At 68.8% G+C, this 14653-nt stretch carries 13 protein-coding genes and 1 pseudogene; 6 read left to right on the top strand and 8 right to left on the bottom strand.

The features are described from left to right. Positions 1-223: 223 nt before the first annotated feature. A pseudogene (locus tag ACZ6D7_RS00545) lies at positions 224-1093 on the bottom strand (response regulator transcription factor); the annotation flags it as partial. 245 nt (positions 1094-1338) lie between these two features. Between ACZ6D7_RS00545 and ACZ6D7_RS00550 the strand changes: the two are divergent. The 3 genes from ACZ6D7_RS00550 to ACZ6D7_RS00560 all read left to right on the top strand — a co-directional run bounded on the left by ACZ6D7_RS00550 (position 1339) and on the right by ACZ6D7_RS00560 (position 5095). Further along, positions 1339-1944, top strand: coding sequence for a carbonic anhydrase (locus ACZ6D7_RS00550; RefSeq protein ID WP_469481712.1), 606 nt, complete (start codon positions 1339-1341; stop codon positions 1942-1944). Next, on the top strand, positions 1941-4202 hold the full coding sequence (locus ACZ6D7_RS00555) for a SulP family inorganic anion transporter (protein WP_469481715.1): 2262 nt from the start codon (positions 1941-1943) through the stop codon (positions 4200-4202). The genes ACZ6D7_RS00550 and ACZ6D7_RS00555 overlap by 4 nt, the downstream gene beginning before the upstream one ends. 365 nt (positions 4203-4567) lie before the next feature. Beyond that, entirely contained in the window at positions 4568-5095 is a 528-nt protein-coding gene (locus ACZ6D7_RS00560) for a hypothetical protein (RefSeq protein WP_469481718.1), read from the top strand. A 19-nt stretch (positions 5096-5114) separates the two neighbouring features. On the opposite strand, the gene ACZ6D7_RS00565 is transcribed toward ACZ6D7_RS00560, so the two are convergent. Next, positions 5115-6041, bottom strand: coding sequence for an oxidoreductase (locus ACZ6D7_RS00565; RefSeq protein ID WP_469481721.1), 927 nt, complete (start codon positions 6039-6041; stop codon positions 5115-5117). Positions 6042-6218: 177 nt separating this feature from the next. Between ACZ6D7_RS00565 and ACZ6D7_RS00570 the strand changes: the two genes are divergently transcribed. Beyond that, a complete protein-coding gene (locus tag ACZ6D7_RS00570) occupies positions 6219-7376 on the top strand; it encodes an alkaline phosphatase PhoX (RefSeq protein ID WP_469481725.1) in 1158 nt (385 codons plus the stop codon). A 138-nt stretch (positions 7377-7514) separates the two neighbouring features. On the opposite strand, the gene ACZ6D7_RS00575 is transcribed toward ACZ6D7_RS00570, so the two are convergent. Then, on the bottom strand, positions 7515-8000 hold the full coding sequence (locus ACZ6D7_RS00575) for an HIT family protein (protein ID WP_469481728.1): 486 nt from the start codon (positions 7998-8000) through the stop codon (positions 7515-7517). A gap of 62 nt (positions 8001-8062) precedes the next feature. Here ACZ6D7_RS00575 and ACZ6D7_RS00580 point away from each other — a divergent pair, with 62 nt between their 5' ends. Both ACZ6D7_RS00580 and ACZ6D7_RS00585 read left to right on the top strand, forming a co-directional pair. Then, positions 8063-8479: a TIGR03668 family PPOX class F420-dependent oxidoreductase gene (locus ACZ6D7_RS00580; RefSeq protein ID WP_469481731.1), complete on the top strand. Its 417-nt coding sequence runs from the start codon at positions 8063-8065 to the stop codon at positions 8477-8479. A 201-nt stretch (positions 8480-8680) separates the two neighbouring features. After that, positions 8681-8884, top strand: a complete 204-nt coding sequence (locus ACZ6D7_RS00585) for a hypothetical protein (protein WP_469481735.1) — start codon at positions 8681-8683, stop codon at positions 8882-8884. A 143-nt stretch (positions 8885-9027) separates the two neighbouring features. On the opposite strand, the gene ACZ6D7_RS00590 is transcribed toward ACZ6D7_RS00585, so the two are convergent. From ACZ6D7_RS00590 to ACZ6D7_RS00610, 5 genes are all read right to left on the bottom strand, one after another. Beyond that, positions 9028-11331 (bottom strand): DUF1656 domain-containing protein, encoded by a 2304-nt coding sequence (locus tag ACZ6D7_RS00590; RefSeq protein WP_469481738.1) that lies wholly within the window; start codon positions 11329-11331, stop codon positions 9028-9030. Next, positions 11328-11951: an ABC transporter ATP-binding protein gene (locus ACZ6D7_RS00595; RefSeq protein ID WP_469481741.1), complete on the bottom strand. Its 624-nt coding sequence runs from the start codon at positions 11949-11951 to the stop codon at positions 11328-11330. The genes ACZ6D7_RS00590 and ACZ6D7_RS00595 overlap by 4 nt, the downstream gene beginning before the upstream one ends. Positions 11952-12078: 127 nt before the next feature. Then, positions 12079-12507: a hypothetical protein gene (locus ACZ6D7_RS00600; RefSeq protein WP_469481746.1), complete on the bottom strand. Its 429-nt coding sequence runs from the start codon at positions 12505-12507 to the stop codon at positions 12079-12081. A 236-nt stretch (positions 12508-12743) separates the two neighbouring features. Then, positions 12744-13970, bottom strand: a complete 1227-nt coding sequence (locus tag ACZ6D7_RS00605; RefSeq protein ID WP_469481749.1) for a tyrosine-type recombinase/integrase — start codon at positions 13968-13970, stop codon at positions 12744-12746. 75 nt (positions 13971-14045) lie between these two features. Then, complete coding sequence (locus ACZ6D7_RS00610; RefSeq protein ID WP_469481752.1) at positions 14046-14234, bottom strand: helix-turn-helix domain-containing protein; 189 nt, start codon at positions 14232-14234, stop codon at positions 14046-14048. Positions 14235-14653: the final 419 nt, after the last annotated feature.

Below are 14653 nucleotides of genomic sequence, written 5' to 3' on the forward strand. Positions count from 1 at the left end.
GCGGGTGCGGGTACTGAAGCGGGGGCGGGGGCTCGTAGGAGAAGGAGTGGTGGGGCTCGGGCGCGTGGCGCGGGGGCTGAGGCTGGGGCTGGTGCGGGGGCTGGTGCGGCCACTCGGGGGACGGGGGTTCGGGAGTGCGTGGGGCGTACGCCGAGGGGCCCGGCGAGGCGTACGACGATGGCGAACCCGCCGGCGCGTACGACGACGAGGAACCCGGTGGTGCGGACGGCGGGGGCGCGCCCGGGGAGGCGGTGTGCACCGCCAGCCGGAAGCCCACGCCGCGCAGGGTCTGGATCCAGGCCGGGTTGCCCAACTTGCGGCGCAGGGTGGCCACATGGACGTCCAGCGTCTTCGTAGGCCCCTGGTAGTGCGGGTCCCACACCCGGTCGATGATCTGCTGCCGCGAGTACACCGCCCCCGGGTCCTCGGTGAGCAGCGCGAGCAGTTCGAACTCCTTGGGCGTCAGCGCCACGGCCTCCTCCCCCACCCACACCTGCCGGGTCCGGCGGTCCACGACCAGGGGACCGACGGCACCCACGGCACCCCCACCGTCCACGACGGCCTCGGCCGCGACGGGGACTTCGGGAGCGAGGGGGACCTCGGCCGCCGGCGGTGCGAAGGCCGTGCCGCCGAACGGTGGTTCCGCACTACCGAACGGTGGTTCCGCACCGGCGAACGGTGGTTCCGCACCGGTGCCGGCCGCCGCCGTCCCCGCGAACTCCCGCTCCCCCAGCCCGCGCTGGGTCCTGCGGGTCACCGCGCGCACGCGGGCCACCAGCTCACGCATGCTGAATGGTTTCGCCAGATAGTCGTCGGCGCCCAGTTCGAGGCCGAGCACACGGTCGGCCTCCTCTCCCCGCGCGCTGAGGATGATGATCGGGACGTCGGAGGTCTGCCGGATGCCCCGGCAGACGTCGATGCCGTCCACATCGGGCAGCCCCAGGTCGAGCAGTACGACATCGCCGTACGGCCCCCTCAGCCCCTCGTGCCCGGTGCCGACGTGCCGCACCGTCAGCCCGAAGTGGCCGAGGCCCTCGACGAGCGGTTCGGCGATCGTCTGGTCGTCCTCGATGAGCAGGACTCGTACGCCCATGCTTTCCCGTCTCTCCCGTGAACCGAATTCGCGTGTTCCGTGGACTCGTCACGCTACAAGAACGGTCATTAGAACACCGCACAGATCCCGGACAATGTGAGCAGCGGCTCAGCACCGATCAAAAAATGTCCCTTTCTTGTCGGCGGTTTAGTGTTCCTCTAACCTTCGCCTGGCAAACGCTCCTCTACGGTGATGAGGAACTGGTCGCCCCCCCACGACGACCAGCTCTGACCTGGGAGGACTGCATGAAGGCTCTGCTGGATCGCGCCCGCTCGTTCAAACGACGGGTCGACTTCGAAAGCGGCGAATATCGACGGCTGGCGGAAGGCCAATACCCCGAGGCATTGTTCATCACCTGCTCGGACTCGCGGGTGATTCCAGCCCTGATAACGGGCGCGCGGCCCGGTGAGATATTCGAGCTGCGAAACGCGGGAAACATCGTTCCGCCGCACGGCAGGCAGGGCGCCTCGGGCGAGGCCGCCACCATCGAGTACGCGCTGGAGGTGCTCGGCGTTCAGGACGTCGTGGTGTGTGGTCACTCCCACTGCGGTGCGATGGGCGCCCTCAAGTCCGGCGACGACCTGTCCGCCCTGCCCGGGGTGGACGCCTGGCTGCAACTGGCCCGGCCGAGGCTCGCGCCGGTGCTGGACGGGGTCGTCGAGGATCCGCGCCTGCCGGACGTCGCCCAGCTGAACGTCGTCAACCAGCTGGCCGTGCTGCGGAGTTACCCGGCCACACGCCGACGGCTCGACGCGGGGCGGCTGCGGCTGCACGGCTGGTACTACGAGGTGGACACCGGCCAGGTGCAGGAGCTGGACGAGGACGGTCTGTTCCGGGTGCACGCGGCATGAGCGGCACGCACGCCCGGCGCGCCCGGGGACGGGGCGGCGCGGGAGCGGAGGAAGCGGCCGGCGCCCCGGGGGCGGGGCGCACCTTCCGGGAGGCGGGCGGGCTGCCGTTCCCGCCCCCGCCGCTCGACGCGCCGTCCGTCGGCGGCCCCGCGGCGACGGCGGACTACGCGACGCTGGGGTGGGACGACCTGGACTTCGACGGGCCGGGGTTCGGGGCGGCGACGGAGACCGCGGGAACCCGAACCCGAGCGACGGAGACCGCGGGAACCCGAACCCGAGCGCGTGACCGGCTCAAGGCGCCCACCACGAAGGCCGACACGACGAGCACCGACGCCCCGGAGTCCCGGTCCCCCGGGTCGAAGGCGCCGAAGATTCCGAAGGTCCCGAAGCTCCCGAAGCTCCCGAAAGGCGACCTCGCCACCGAGATCACCGCGTCCCTCGTCGTCTTCCTGGTCGCCCTCCCCCTGTGCATCGGCGTGGCCGTCGCCTCCGGTGTCCCCGCCGAGCTGGGCATCATCTCGGGTGTCATCGGCGGTCTGGTGGTGGGCGCGGCCCGGGGCAGCACGCTCCAGGTGAGCGGCCCGGCCGCCGGTCTCGCCGCCCTGGTCGCGGAGACCGTACTGGAGTACGGCGTGGCCACCCTCGGTGTGATCGTGCTCTTCTCGGGCCTGCTCCAGATCGTCCTCGGCCTGGTGCGACTGGGCCGGTTCTTCCAGGCGATCTCCCTCGCCGTCGTCCAGGGAATGCTGGCCGGCATCGGTCTGCCGCTGATGTTCAGCCAGGCGTACCCGGCGATGGACGCGAAGGCGCCCGGCACCCCGCTGGAGAACATGGCCGGCATCCCCGGCCTGCTCGCGGACACGCTCGCCGACCCGCAGGCGATGATCGCGGCCGGCCTCGGCGTCGTCACGGTCGTCCTGAGCTTCCTGTGGAAGAAGGTGCCGGGCCCGGTCAGGAAGGTCCCGGCGGCCCTGGTGGCCGTCGGCATCGGCATCGCGGTCGCCGCGCTCCCGGGCGTCGACGTCAAGACGCTCCAGGTGGGCAATCTGCTGGCCGCCGTGGACGTACCCGGTCCGGAGCAGTTCGCGGGCCTGGCGGACGTGGGCATCATCACGGCGATCCTCACCTTCACGGTGATCGCCTCCGCGGAGTCGCTGTTCACGGCGGCCGCGGTGGACCGTATGCACGACGGACCGCGCACCCGCTACAACCCCGAGCTGATCGCCCAGGGCGCCGGCAACACGATCGCGGGTCTGCTCGGCGCGCTGCCCATCACGGCGGTGGTGGCGCGCAGTTCGGCCAACGTCCAGGCGGGCGCGAAGACCCGGCTCTCCCGCACCCTGCACGGCCTGTGGCTGCTGGCCTTCGCCCTCCTCCTCCCCCAGGTACTGGCCCTGATCCCGATCTCCGTCCTCGCGGGCGTGCTCGTGCACAGCGGCTGGAAGCTCTTCGCGCCCGAGGAGTTCCCGAAGATGTGGCGGCAGGACCGGGGCGAGTTCGCGGTCATGACGCTGACCACCCTGGTCATCGTGGCGACGGCCCTGCTGGAGGGCGTGCTGTTCGGCCTCGCGGCGGGCATCGTGCTGGTCGCGGTGCGGATGTCACAGACCGTCATCCGGCAGCACATCGAGGAGGACACCGCGAAGGTCGTCATGGCCGGCAACGCGACCTTCCTACGGCTGCCGCAGGTCATCGAGGCCCTGGAGAGCGCCGCCGAGGCGGGCAAGCCGCGCATCCGGCTCGACCTCACCGGGGTGACCCACCTCGACCACGCCTGCCGCAGCCAGGTGGAGGAGTTCACCGCCCAGCAGCGGGGGAAGGGCCTGCGGGTGGAACTGCTGATGCCGGGCCCGGCGAAACGGCCGCCCATGGCACCGGAATCGATGCAGGAACCGATGCAGGAACCGATGCGGGAACGGTTGCGGGAACGGTTGCGGGAACGGATGCAGGAATCGATGCGGGAATCGGCGCCGGGGCCGGTTGTGGAGCCGACGGTCCGGCCCACGGCGGACCGCCCGTCGCGGCCGGGCCCGCTGCCGCGCCGCCCCACGTCCCCGTCACCCGCACCGTCCCCCGTGGCGGCAGCCGCGCCCACGGCCCCCGGCCCCACCGCCGAGTGGTTCTACCTGGACACCACACCGATGCCGGAGGACTTCGCGCAGCGGTACGCGGAGGAGTACGCGCCCGACAGCTCGCGGGGGTACGGGCAGGGGTACACGGACGAGTTCCCGCAGCAGCGCTTCGACTCCTTCCGCTGACGGCGCCCTGCCGCGCGTGCCCCACGGAACCCGGCCGGTACCCCACGGAACCCGGCCGGTGCCCTATGGAACCCGGCCGGTGCCCCACGGAACCCGGCCGGTGCCCCACGGAACCCGGCCGGTGCCCCACGGAACCCGGCCGGTGCCCTATGGAACCCGGCCCGTGTCCCACGGAATCCCGCAGGTACCTCACGGATCCCCGCACGTCACGCGCGCGGGGACGCCGTACCACCCCGTGTGCCCCCGCCGGCCACCCCCGTGCCTCCGCACCCCCGACGCGGCCGGAACCCCGGTGCGCGGTCCGGTGTCCCTCAGGGCATCGGCCGCGCACCGCAGCCGCGGCCGGCGGAGATCGGGAGACGACCATGAACATGTCCCGCGCCACCACACTCGCCGTCACCACGGTCGTCGCCGCGACGGCGATCGCCACGCTCACCGGGTGCGGCTCGGGCGACGAGAAGACGACGACCACGGCAGCCATGGCCAAGCTGACGACCCCGGCGTCGGGCTCGACCCCGAGCTCGGGCTCGGGGGACGCCATCGTGGGCAAGGCGTACGGAGCGGCGCCCTACGCCTGGGCAACCCGTCGCGGCAGCAGGATAGGCATCTACGGCATCGACCTGCACGGCCGGAGCTTCACCCTCGGCGGCACCGCGCGGATGGCCCTCTTCAGGGACTCCGGCCCGCGCGGCATCCCGGTCTGGACGAAGGACACCACCGCCCGTCGGGTCGACGGCCGCCCCGGTGGCGCCTTCGACGTGCGGACGGGCCTGCTGGACTGCACCGCCTACGGCTACCCGAAGGACTCGACGATGATGGTGTGGGACATCGCCAGCGACACCTGGTCCAACAAGGTGCGCGTCGCCACGGGCTGCAACACGTCGCTGGGGTGAGCGCTCAGCGGTCCGTCGCTCAGGTGTCGAGGGCGCCGTAGGACACGCCGGTGAGCCGCTCGGAGTCGGCCCAGAGCCGCTGCCCGGCCCGGTCGTCGAGGGTCCAAGGCGCGCGCCACGAGGGCGCGGGCGCCCCGCGCCACATCGCGAGGGACGGTCCGGTGAAGGAGTCCGGCCGGACACCGGGCGCGGTCGCCGCGTACAAGGCGGGCAGCGCGCCGGCCTCGGCGGACTGGGCGATCACCCGGTTGCCGAGTTCCATCAGCCGCTCGGTGGTACGGCGCCCCCGCGCCCGCGGCCCGGCCGTCTGGAGGTTGGTCGCCGCGTACCCCGGATGCGCGGCCGCCGCGACGACGTCCGCGCCGGCCGCCGCCAGTCTGCGCGCCAACTCGTGCGTGAAGAGCAGGTTGGCGGTCTTGGAGCGGCCATACGCAGCCCAACGACGGTATCCGCGCTCGGAGTTGAGATTGTCCGGGTCGATGTTGCCGAGCAGGTGGACCATGCTGGAGACGGTCACGACGCGGGCGCCGGGCGTGGCGAGCAGCGCGGGCAGCAGCAGTCCGGTGAGCGCGAAGTGCCCGAGGTGGTTCACCCCGAACTGCGTCTCGAACCCGTCGACGGTGGTGCCGTACGGCAACGCCATGACGCCCGCGTTGTTGAGGAGCAGATCGAGCCCGTCGGACGAGCGCGCGGCGGCGAACTCCCGTACGGAGGAGAGGTCCCCGAGATCCATCCGCGCCAACTCCACCACCGCACCGGGCACTTCACGGCCAAGCCGCTCGACGGCCGCCTTCCCCCGGGCCTCGCTGCGGCAGGCGAGCACCACCCGCGCCCCCTTGCGGGCCAGCTCCCGTGCGCTGACGTACCCGAGACCGCTGTTGGCCCCGGTGACGACCGCGGTGCGACCGCTCTGATCGGGAATGTCGTGCGCGCTCCAGCCGGCCACGGCCGTACCCCTTCCGCCAGTGTTCGGGGCAGCCTACGGCGCTGCCGGTCACGCAGCCCGCATCTCCCCGTCACGGCATGGCCACGGCAACGCCATTCTGGGCTCCTAGCGTTCGGCAGCGCACGACCCCCGGCGCCGACCGGCGCCGGGCCGTTCACGACACCCTCGGGAGTGAGCGTGGAACGTCGTACCTTCCTGCGCGCGGCCGCGGTCGGCGGCTCCTCCGCCGTATTCGGCGGAACCCTGTGGCGCGGCGCCGCGTACGCCGCCCCGGCGCAGCCCGGCACCGGCCCCTACGGGGCACTCGGTTCGCCGAACGCCAACGGCATCCGGCTTCCCAGCGGCTTCACCAGCCGGGTGATCGCCCGTTCCGGCCAGACGGTGTCCGGGACGTCGTACACCTGGCACCGCGCCCCCGACGGAGGGGCCTGTTACGCGGACGGCACCGGCTGGATCTACGTCTCCAACTCGGAGATCAACCCCTCGGGCGGCGCGAGCGCGGTGAAGTTCTCGGCGGCGGGCGCGATCACGGGCGCGTACCGCATCCTGTCCTCCACCCGCCAGAACTGCGCGGGCGGGAAGACGCCGTGGAACACCTGGCTGTCCTGCGAGGAGGTGGACCGCGGCTACGTCTACGAGACGGACCCCTGGGGCGTGCAGTCCGCCGTCCGGCGCGACGCGATGGGCCGCTTCAAGCACGAGGCGGCGGCCGCCGACCCGGTCCGCAGGGTGGTCTACCTGACGGAGGACGAGACGAACGGCTGCTTCTACCGTTTCCGCCCGACGACCTGGGGCAGCCTGTCCTCCGGCACCCTGGAGGTGATGGTCGCCGGCACCGCCACGAGCGGCCCGGTCACCTGGGCGACGGTCCCCGACCCGACCGGCGCCACCGCCACCCGCAACCAGGTCTCCGGCGCGAAGCGCTTCAACGGCGGCGAGGGCTGCCACTACGCCGACAACACCTGCTGGTTCACCACCAAGGGCGACAACCGGGTCTGGCAGTACAACGCGGCCGCCCAGACCATCGAACTCGCCTACGACGACTCCCTGGTGACCAGCGGCACGGCCCCGCTCACCGGCGTCGACAACGTCACGGGCTCCTCCTCCGGCGACCTGTTCGTGGCGGAGGACGGCGGCAACATGGAGATCTGCGTCATCACCCCCGACGACGTCATCGCCCCCTTCCTGCGCATCGACGGCCAGTCCTCCTCGGAGATCACCGGCCCGGCCTTCTCCCCCGACGGCACCCGCCTGTACTTCTCCAGCCAGCGGGGCACGAGCGGAAGCTCGTCGGGCGGCATCACGTACGAGGTGACGGGGCCGTTCCGGTCGTAGCACGGCGCCACGTCCTGCCGGCGGCAAAGGCGTAGGAGGCGGGCGGAGGCGGAGGCGCGCCCGGCAAACGGGTACTACGCCCATCGCACCGAGGCACGGGCGGCCGGAGTCACTCGCTACGGGCGCCCGTGCGCAGCGTCACAGCGCGGCGGCGACACCAAGGCGATCCAACTCCTCCCCGATGGCCGCCCGCAGCACATCGTGCCGCGGCCCGAGCGCATACTCCGCGTCACTCCATCGCTCACGGGGATACAGCCACACGGGCAGCCCCACCAATTCGGCCGGCTCCCAGTCGAACCGCGGCCACACATGCGCGTGCAGAAACGGATCGGAATTCCCGAGAATCTCCAAATTGACCCGCCGAAACCCCGGATCGAACCGCCCACACACCCGCTCGACAGCCTCCCCCAACCGATCCATGTCACTCAGAAACCCCAGCCGCTTCCCCCTCGAAAGCTCCGAGAGTCGCTGTACCCGAGGATCATCCACAAGAAGCACCGAGTACCCCGGCAAAAACTGCACGTCCCCCATCACCACAAACCCGGACCCCAGCCTCCGCACCACAGCAGGATTCTCCCCACGCAGCGCACTACCGATCCGATCCTTCCGCCACTCACCAGCCATACCCGGGGACCCTACCGACGCTCGCTCAGCCGGACGCATCCCAGCCTCGCTACGGTGGGCTCATGAAGCTCTCGCCGCTCATCGCCCGGGAACGCTTCGTCGCGTCCTCCGTCGCCAGGCTGGCGACAGCCGACGCCCGTGGAGTGCCTCACGCGGTACCGGTGACCTTCGCCGTAGTGGATGACGTCCTGTACTCCGCGGTGGATCACAAGCCCAAGAGCACCTGGGATCTGCGGCGGTTGCGCAACATCCGGGAGAACCCCGCCGTGACGGTGTTGGTGGACCACTACGACGACGACTGGTCGACCCTGTGGTGGGCCCGCGCCGACGGCCGTGGGGAAGTGCTGGAGAACGGGCCGCGGCGGTACCAGGCGGTCGAGTTGTTGTGTGGCAAGTACGCCCAGTACGAGAGCTCCCCTCCGCAAGGCCCGGTGGTGGCCGTCAGAGTCGATCAGTGGAGCGGCTGGGCCTTCGCGTAGCCTCACCGACTCTTCTGTCCGGCTACGCTGCGGCCATGATTCGTGCAGCGGTGTTCGACGTCGGTGAGTGCCTTGTAGACGTCGACCACTGCTTCAGAGGCGCGCAGTGCCGCGCTGAAGGACGAAGGAATGCCCGGAGTCCGCAAAGCTGCGGAGGGGGCGGCAGCGGGCGTGGCAGCGGTCACGAGGAAGCAAGGCACCATGACCGCCATGGACCAGCCGGTGCCCGTCCACCTGGAACTCCCGCGGGCCCGGCCTGAGCCCGTACCTGGATGTGTCATCTACGTTGCCCTGGTCGAACAGCCGACGCAGGCAGCCGCCAAGGGCGACTACTCCAAGGTGTCGGACTGCGACGTCGAGCTCGTCAACCACACGCACCGGACGGCTTGCCAGAGCACTGCATGACGCGGGCACCGCAAGAGAAATGGCCGCTTTCGCCGCCCTCCTCCTCGACTTCGCCAAAGGACTGAACCAAGCGGAGGCAGGATCAACCGCGAGAGGGCGGCACCCCGCAGGGTGCCGCCCCATCTCTTTGCAACTCCCGTCCGTCAGTCCCGACGGATCAACTCCGGGTCAATTCGCCGCCCGATCAGCGGCAGGGATCCGAGCGCGGCAAGCATCACCACGCCCAGGGCACACGCAAGCAGCAACGGAACCCCAGCACCGTCCCAGAAGATGGACCCGCCACCAGTCACCAGGTAACTGGACTCCGCCAGCTTCCCGGTCACCACGGCCAACACGAGCCCGACGACCAGGGGCAGCACGACCTGTGCAACCTGAACGGCCCGCAGTGTCCGGGACCTGGCCCCGAGCAGCGCCAGTGCGGTGACCTGCGGCCGGCGTTCGACAGCTCGGTCCGTGGCGGCGACGAGGTAGGCGGCGACACCGATGATGAGGCCGAGGACCATGCCTACGGCGAGCAGGGTCTTGATGACCGTGATCTGCTGGAGGGAGGAGACATCCACGCCAGCGGTTTCGACCTCGATCGTGGGATCGACCCTTGCAATGCCTTCGAGTACGGAGAGCACTGTCCGGGGATCGGAGCTGCTGAGAAGAGAGAGGGTGGCCCCCTCTTCAGGTCGGAACCCAGCAGGAACAAAGGACGGCGGGATCAGGACCGTGCCGCTCGTGACCATCTCCACTGCCGCCTCATCGTGATACCGGACTGTCTGCTGTGGTACCTGCACCATCATCACCCGGCGCTCCCCTTGAGCATTCCGCAGGTGGAAGGGAAAGCGGCTACCTGGCTTGCTGAACTCGTCGTAGGTCGTGCCCGAAACCATCAGTCGAGCGGAACGCCCTTCAACGCAGTTCTGGACCGATGACGCCAACCTGCGCAACTGATCGCAGGTGGCGATTACGGCACTGATGCTCCCCGAACTCGCCAGCTGATCAGGGTCAATCCATGATTGCGCTGCGATGGCATGGCTGCGGACTCCCGGCACCTCTGTGAGAGCCCGTTGCTTGCCCTCCGGAACTGCCTCAAGCGCCATGGTGTAGCGCTGGACTGGCGAGGTGTTCTTCGATACCTGATCCAGTTCAATGAGCACACCCTGAGTGAGCGACGCCGCGTAGATTAGGAGCACCAGCCCGGTCGCCACGCGTAGGGCTCCGCCGGGTTCCACTTCGTTACGCCGCATGGCGAGGCTAAGGAACAGAGAACTTGCGGACCGGGCCAACCTCCGGGCGAGGGCACGTGAGAAGACCGGCAGCGACAGAACGAGACCTGTACCGACCAGCACGACGGCGAGCGGCATCAGAATCGAAGAGACCACGGTGTCCGTGGGTACATGTCCCGTCGCGCCGGCCACGCAGTACCCGATGACGATAGCCAGTCCTGGAACGAGCGGAAGCAGACCCCACAGGCGAGGCGGCTTTGCCACGGCGTTGCGCCGCACGGCCAGCGGGTTAGCTGCCGCCCTTCTCGCTCCTGCCCGCCCTACAAACCAGGCCAGAGTGGGACAGCCCACTAGGCATACAAAGAGGGCGGAAGCGGAGAGCGATCCGTCGGCCGGGTACCACTTGAATCCAGGCAGGCCGATGCGCGCGATGAGTTGATTGACAACCCAGTAGACGCCCACCCCAAGGACGGCCCCCAGCAAGGCGGCAGCGACTGTCTCAGCCGCGTTGACGCGCTGCGTACCCTTTCGGCTGAGCCCAAGCAGGCGCAGCGCTGCCAGCCGCCGCATACGCGAAGCCGCGGATAGTCGAGCGCACACAGAGAGGAAGACCGCCAGCGGAAGCAGTACAACGCCTGCCAAGGTGAAGCGCAGGATGTCGAGCGTCGAGGACTCCACGGTTGGGAAGCGTGTGTGCCGGACTCCGAACTCCGCCAAGCGCCCGCCTCCCTTGAGCGCTTCAGGGTCGGCGCCAATGTACGCGTACAGCTCGTCGGGGTGAGCCAGACCCTCAGCATCAATGAGTCCGCTTTCCTTCCCTGGCAGGAGTCGAGCCAGGCCAGGGTCGGCCTTCAGGACTTCGTGTAGTCGAGGGGAAACGACCACCTCGCCTGGGCCGGGAATTTCATGCAGGCCGGGTGGTGGATCAATCGGGGTGCTCCCCAGAGCCACGAAGATTCGAGTGAGGGGTTCCGACGCATACGGATCCACTCTGGTGAGCGCCAGACCGTTCGCATTCCTCAGCTTTGAGATGCACCTGCCCATCCCATTCGAGCAGTCCGGCTCACGAGCCGCCTTGCGAGCGTCCTGCGCGGCCAGAATGCCTGGGATTGCGAGCACGATGGCCAGACAGCTCACCCCAATCGCGCTGCCCACCGTCATGAGCAGAAAACGCGAACGGCTACCCCAGCCACTTCCGAGCAACAGCCTTAGACCTAGGAGGAGTTCCTTCACGACACTTCCCGTACCTGAGCCATGAGCAGGCCGTCACTCATGGTGTAGCGCTTGTCGGCTCGGGCAGCCACTTGCACATCATGCGTCACAAGCACCACAGCCGTCCCTTGCGACCGCGCCAGGCCGAGGAATTCCTGCAAGACGGCCGTGGCGTTGCTGCTGTCGAGGGATCCGGTGGGCTCGTCGGCGAATACGACGGTGGGCCTGTGCACCAACGCTCTTGCAACCGCAACTCGTTGACTCTGCCCTCCGGACACCTGCGAGGGACGGCGCTGGCGCAGATGGGTGAGGCCAAGCCGCCCTAGGACTTCACTAGCTGCGGCAAGGGCTTCAGCCTTGCTCTGTCCGGCTAGGCGCAGCGGCAGCGCGGCGTTCTCCTCGACGGTCAGCTCAGGGAGAAGTTCACCGTATTGAAAGACGAAACCGAAGCGTTCACGACGAATCGCGCTGAGTTCCTCGTCATTGAGGAGACCCAAGGGGCGCCCTTCGAAACAGACTTCGCCACGGGCTACCGGCAACACACCCGCCAAGCAGTACAGCAGCGACGACTTGCCGGATCCGCTCTGGCCGGTAATCGCTACAACCTCTCCCCGCCCCAGCGAGATCTCCGCGTTCCGCACAGCTGGCGTCTCACCGTAGAAGAGGTCGACCCCTTTAGCGCACAAGACTTCTGGCGTAGTAATCTCGTTCCCCTATCAGGAGCACAAGCCCAGGTGACACCACCTGGGCTCAGCGATTCGGACAGGCTCAGCCACGGTCCCAGTCGTGCGTGTAGAGGAGCTCCGGTGCGCAATTGTCCGGACGAAGGGCACCCCGGTCCCGGCAGACTCGGAACTTTGCTTTGCCCGTGTAGCGCTGTGCACCGTCCCAGTTCGACTGGTGCAGCTGAACGGAGCGCCGCTGCTTGCCGTAGTAGCGCACCCAGTCGTGCCCTTGGATCTTGACCTCGACGTAGACGTTGTGTCGGTCATTGGCGGAAGTGTCAGTGAGCCAACCCCGCCACTCAAAGGCACCGTGATTAGTGCCCGGTCGATTGAACTCGTACTGCCCCCCGTCGAATTTGACCCCCACCGAGTGAAGCGGAGGGATGTTACCCCCGACCTGGACGGCAAACGCCGTCACCGCCGACCCCAGCACCAGACCAGCAGCCGCCAAACCCAGCATGACCCGCTTCATGCACACCTCCGTGATCCTGACAGCCCCAACGGCTCCCGAACATCACGGACTGTAACGCAGCCAAAACAGAGAGAAACGATCTGCCAACCCCATCACCACCACATCAGGTGATCGACTTCCAGCCACCACCCACCAAAAACCACAAGAGGGCGACACCCCCGCACAGGGTGTACGCCCATCTGCTCTGAGCTGGGAACTAGACCCTCAGGGCACCCGGTAGGGCACTCTGAGGGCACTCAACTAAGGGCCGACTCCATCATGTCGGCGGTCCGGTCGACGTCCGCCTCCCACAGATGCGTGTAGACGTTGAGCGTGATCGATGGCTTGGCGTGACCGAGGCGCTTCTGAACCTGCTTCGGCGTGGCCCCGTTCTGGATCAGCACCGACGCATAGAAGTGCCTCAGGTCGTGCAGCGTCGTGTCCGCCGGCACGCGGACCGAACTCCCGGCTAGTGCCAATGACTTGTTCGCCCGCCGCACCGTCCGGTCCCACTGCCTCTTCCAACTGTTGCGGCGCAGTGGGTTGCCGGCCTGGTTGGTAAACAGCAGGTGCGCTGTCCGCCACACGGGTTTGCGCGGGTCCGTGCGGTCCTCGATCTGCACAGCCCGCGGCGGGAACTGTTCGCGATAGCGTTCGATCTCCTCAGCGGACGTGCGGGCGACCGGCACTGTGCGGTAGGACTGGTAGGTCTTGGGTTCCCCCAGGTACGGCACGCCCTTGTCTGGGCCCACCAGTTGCTGGGCAACCTGTACGCCTGCGGCGGTGAAATGGTCCTCAATGCCGAATAGCTCACCCTGGCGCAGGCCGGTGACGGCGGCGAGTCGCACGAGCGGCCGGTATCGGTCTCCGGCAGCCTCAATGAGCGCCTTCACCGCGTCCGGGTGCAGCGGGTGGACCTCCGGATAGAACACCTCAGGCGGCTTGAGGCCGTCCCATGGGTATTTGGGGATCATGCCTTCTTGGTGGGCCATTCTGAGGATGCTGGCGCAGCAATTCCAGGCCGTGGCGAAGGTGGACGGGGCGATAGCCGTGGACCGCTCTTTGATCCACTTCCGGCCGTCGGCCACCTGGATGCTGGCTATCTGCCTGTTCCCAAATGTGGGGTAGACGTGCAGGCGAAGGGCCCGCTCGACATTCGTCTCGGTGCGCTCACGATGCACGGCCATTTCCCGCCACCGCTCGCCCACTGCCTTGAACTTCTCCTTCCCGCGCTCCCGGCTGGTGAAGGTGCCGCCGTCGAGTTCAGCCTTCACCTTGGCGGCCCGGGAATCCGCAGCCGTCCTCTTCGTGAAGTTCTCCTTGCATTGCTTACCGGACAGGTCCCGGTAGCGCACCTGCCAGCGCTTCCCGACTCCGTGCTCCATGCTCGGGTACACGGTCGCTGTCTTGGTGCTGTGCGCTTCGCACGGCTCGGCGTCGGTCGGCGGGCGGGACAGGTGCCAGCGGTCATACACGTCAGCCATGGGCTCCCACCCCCTCGCAGCGAGGCGAGTTGGCCGCGAAGTGGCGTTCTTCCTGCGGTTCGTTGCTGTCTCCGGTCATGCTGCGCATCGGCCTCCAATCTCTTCAGCGTCGTATTTGTCGAGCGCTACGGCGTCGTACAGAACGCGTCGACCGCGCCTGATGAAGCACTGCGGGCCGGTTCCGGCGTAGCGCCAGTAGCGGACAGTTGCGGGCGACGTGCGGTATCGCTCGGCAACTTCCGCCGTCGTCAAGTACCTGGTCATGACGTCCTTCCTGACGTGCGACCACTCGCTCAGTCACCACCCCGAGGCTGTCTTCGTGAGCGAGTGCCGCCGCACAAACCGCAATATCCGCAGAAAAGCCGGGGATGACGTGTGGCCTGCGGTGATGTGGTGTGCGGGTGGCGGTGGACGGTGCTCCGCAGAAACCCGCGATATTCCGCAAAAATCAGGGACGGTCGACGCCGGTCCCGGCGTGCGGGGTGGCGCTCGGCTTTTTTGCGGAATATCGCGGGATTGTGCGGCGGGCCCCTCGCCCGAACGGGGCGGGGGCCCGCCGCAGGTCAGCGGGGGGTCCTGCTTTTCTGCGGATTTTGCGGTTTGCGCGGGAGGGGTCCGGGGGGGGGGGGGGGGGGGGGGGGGGGGGGGGGGGCGGGGGGGGGGGGGGGGGACAGGGGGGGGGC

The sequence above is a fragment of the Streptomyces sp. NPDC041784 genome (genome assembly GCF_055591025.1).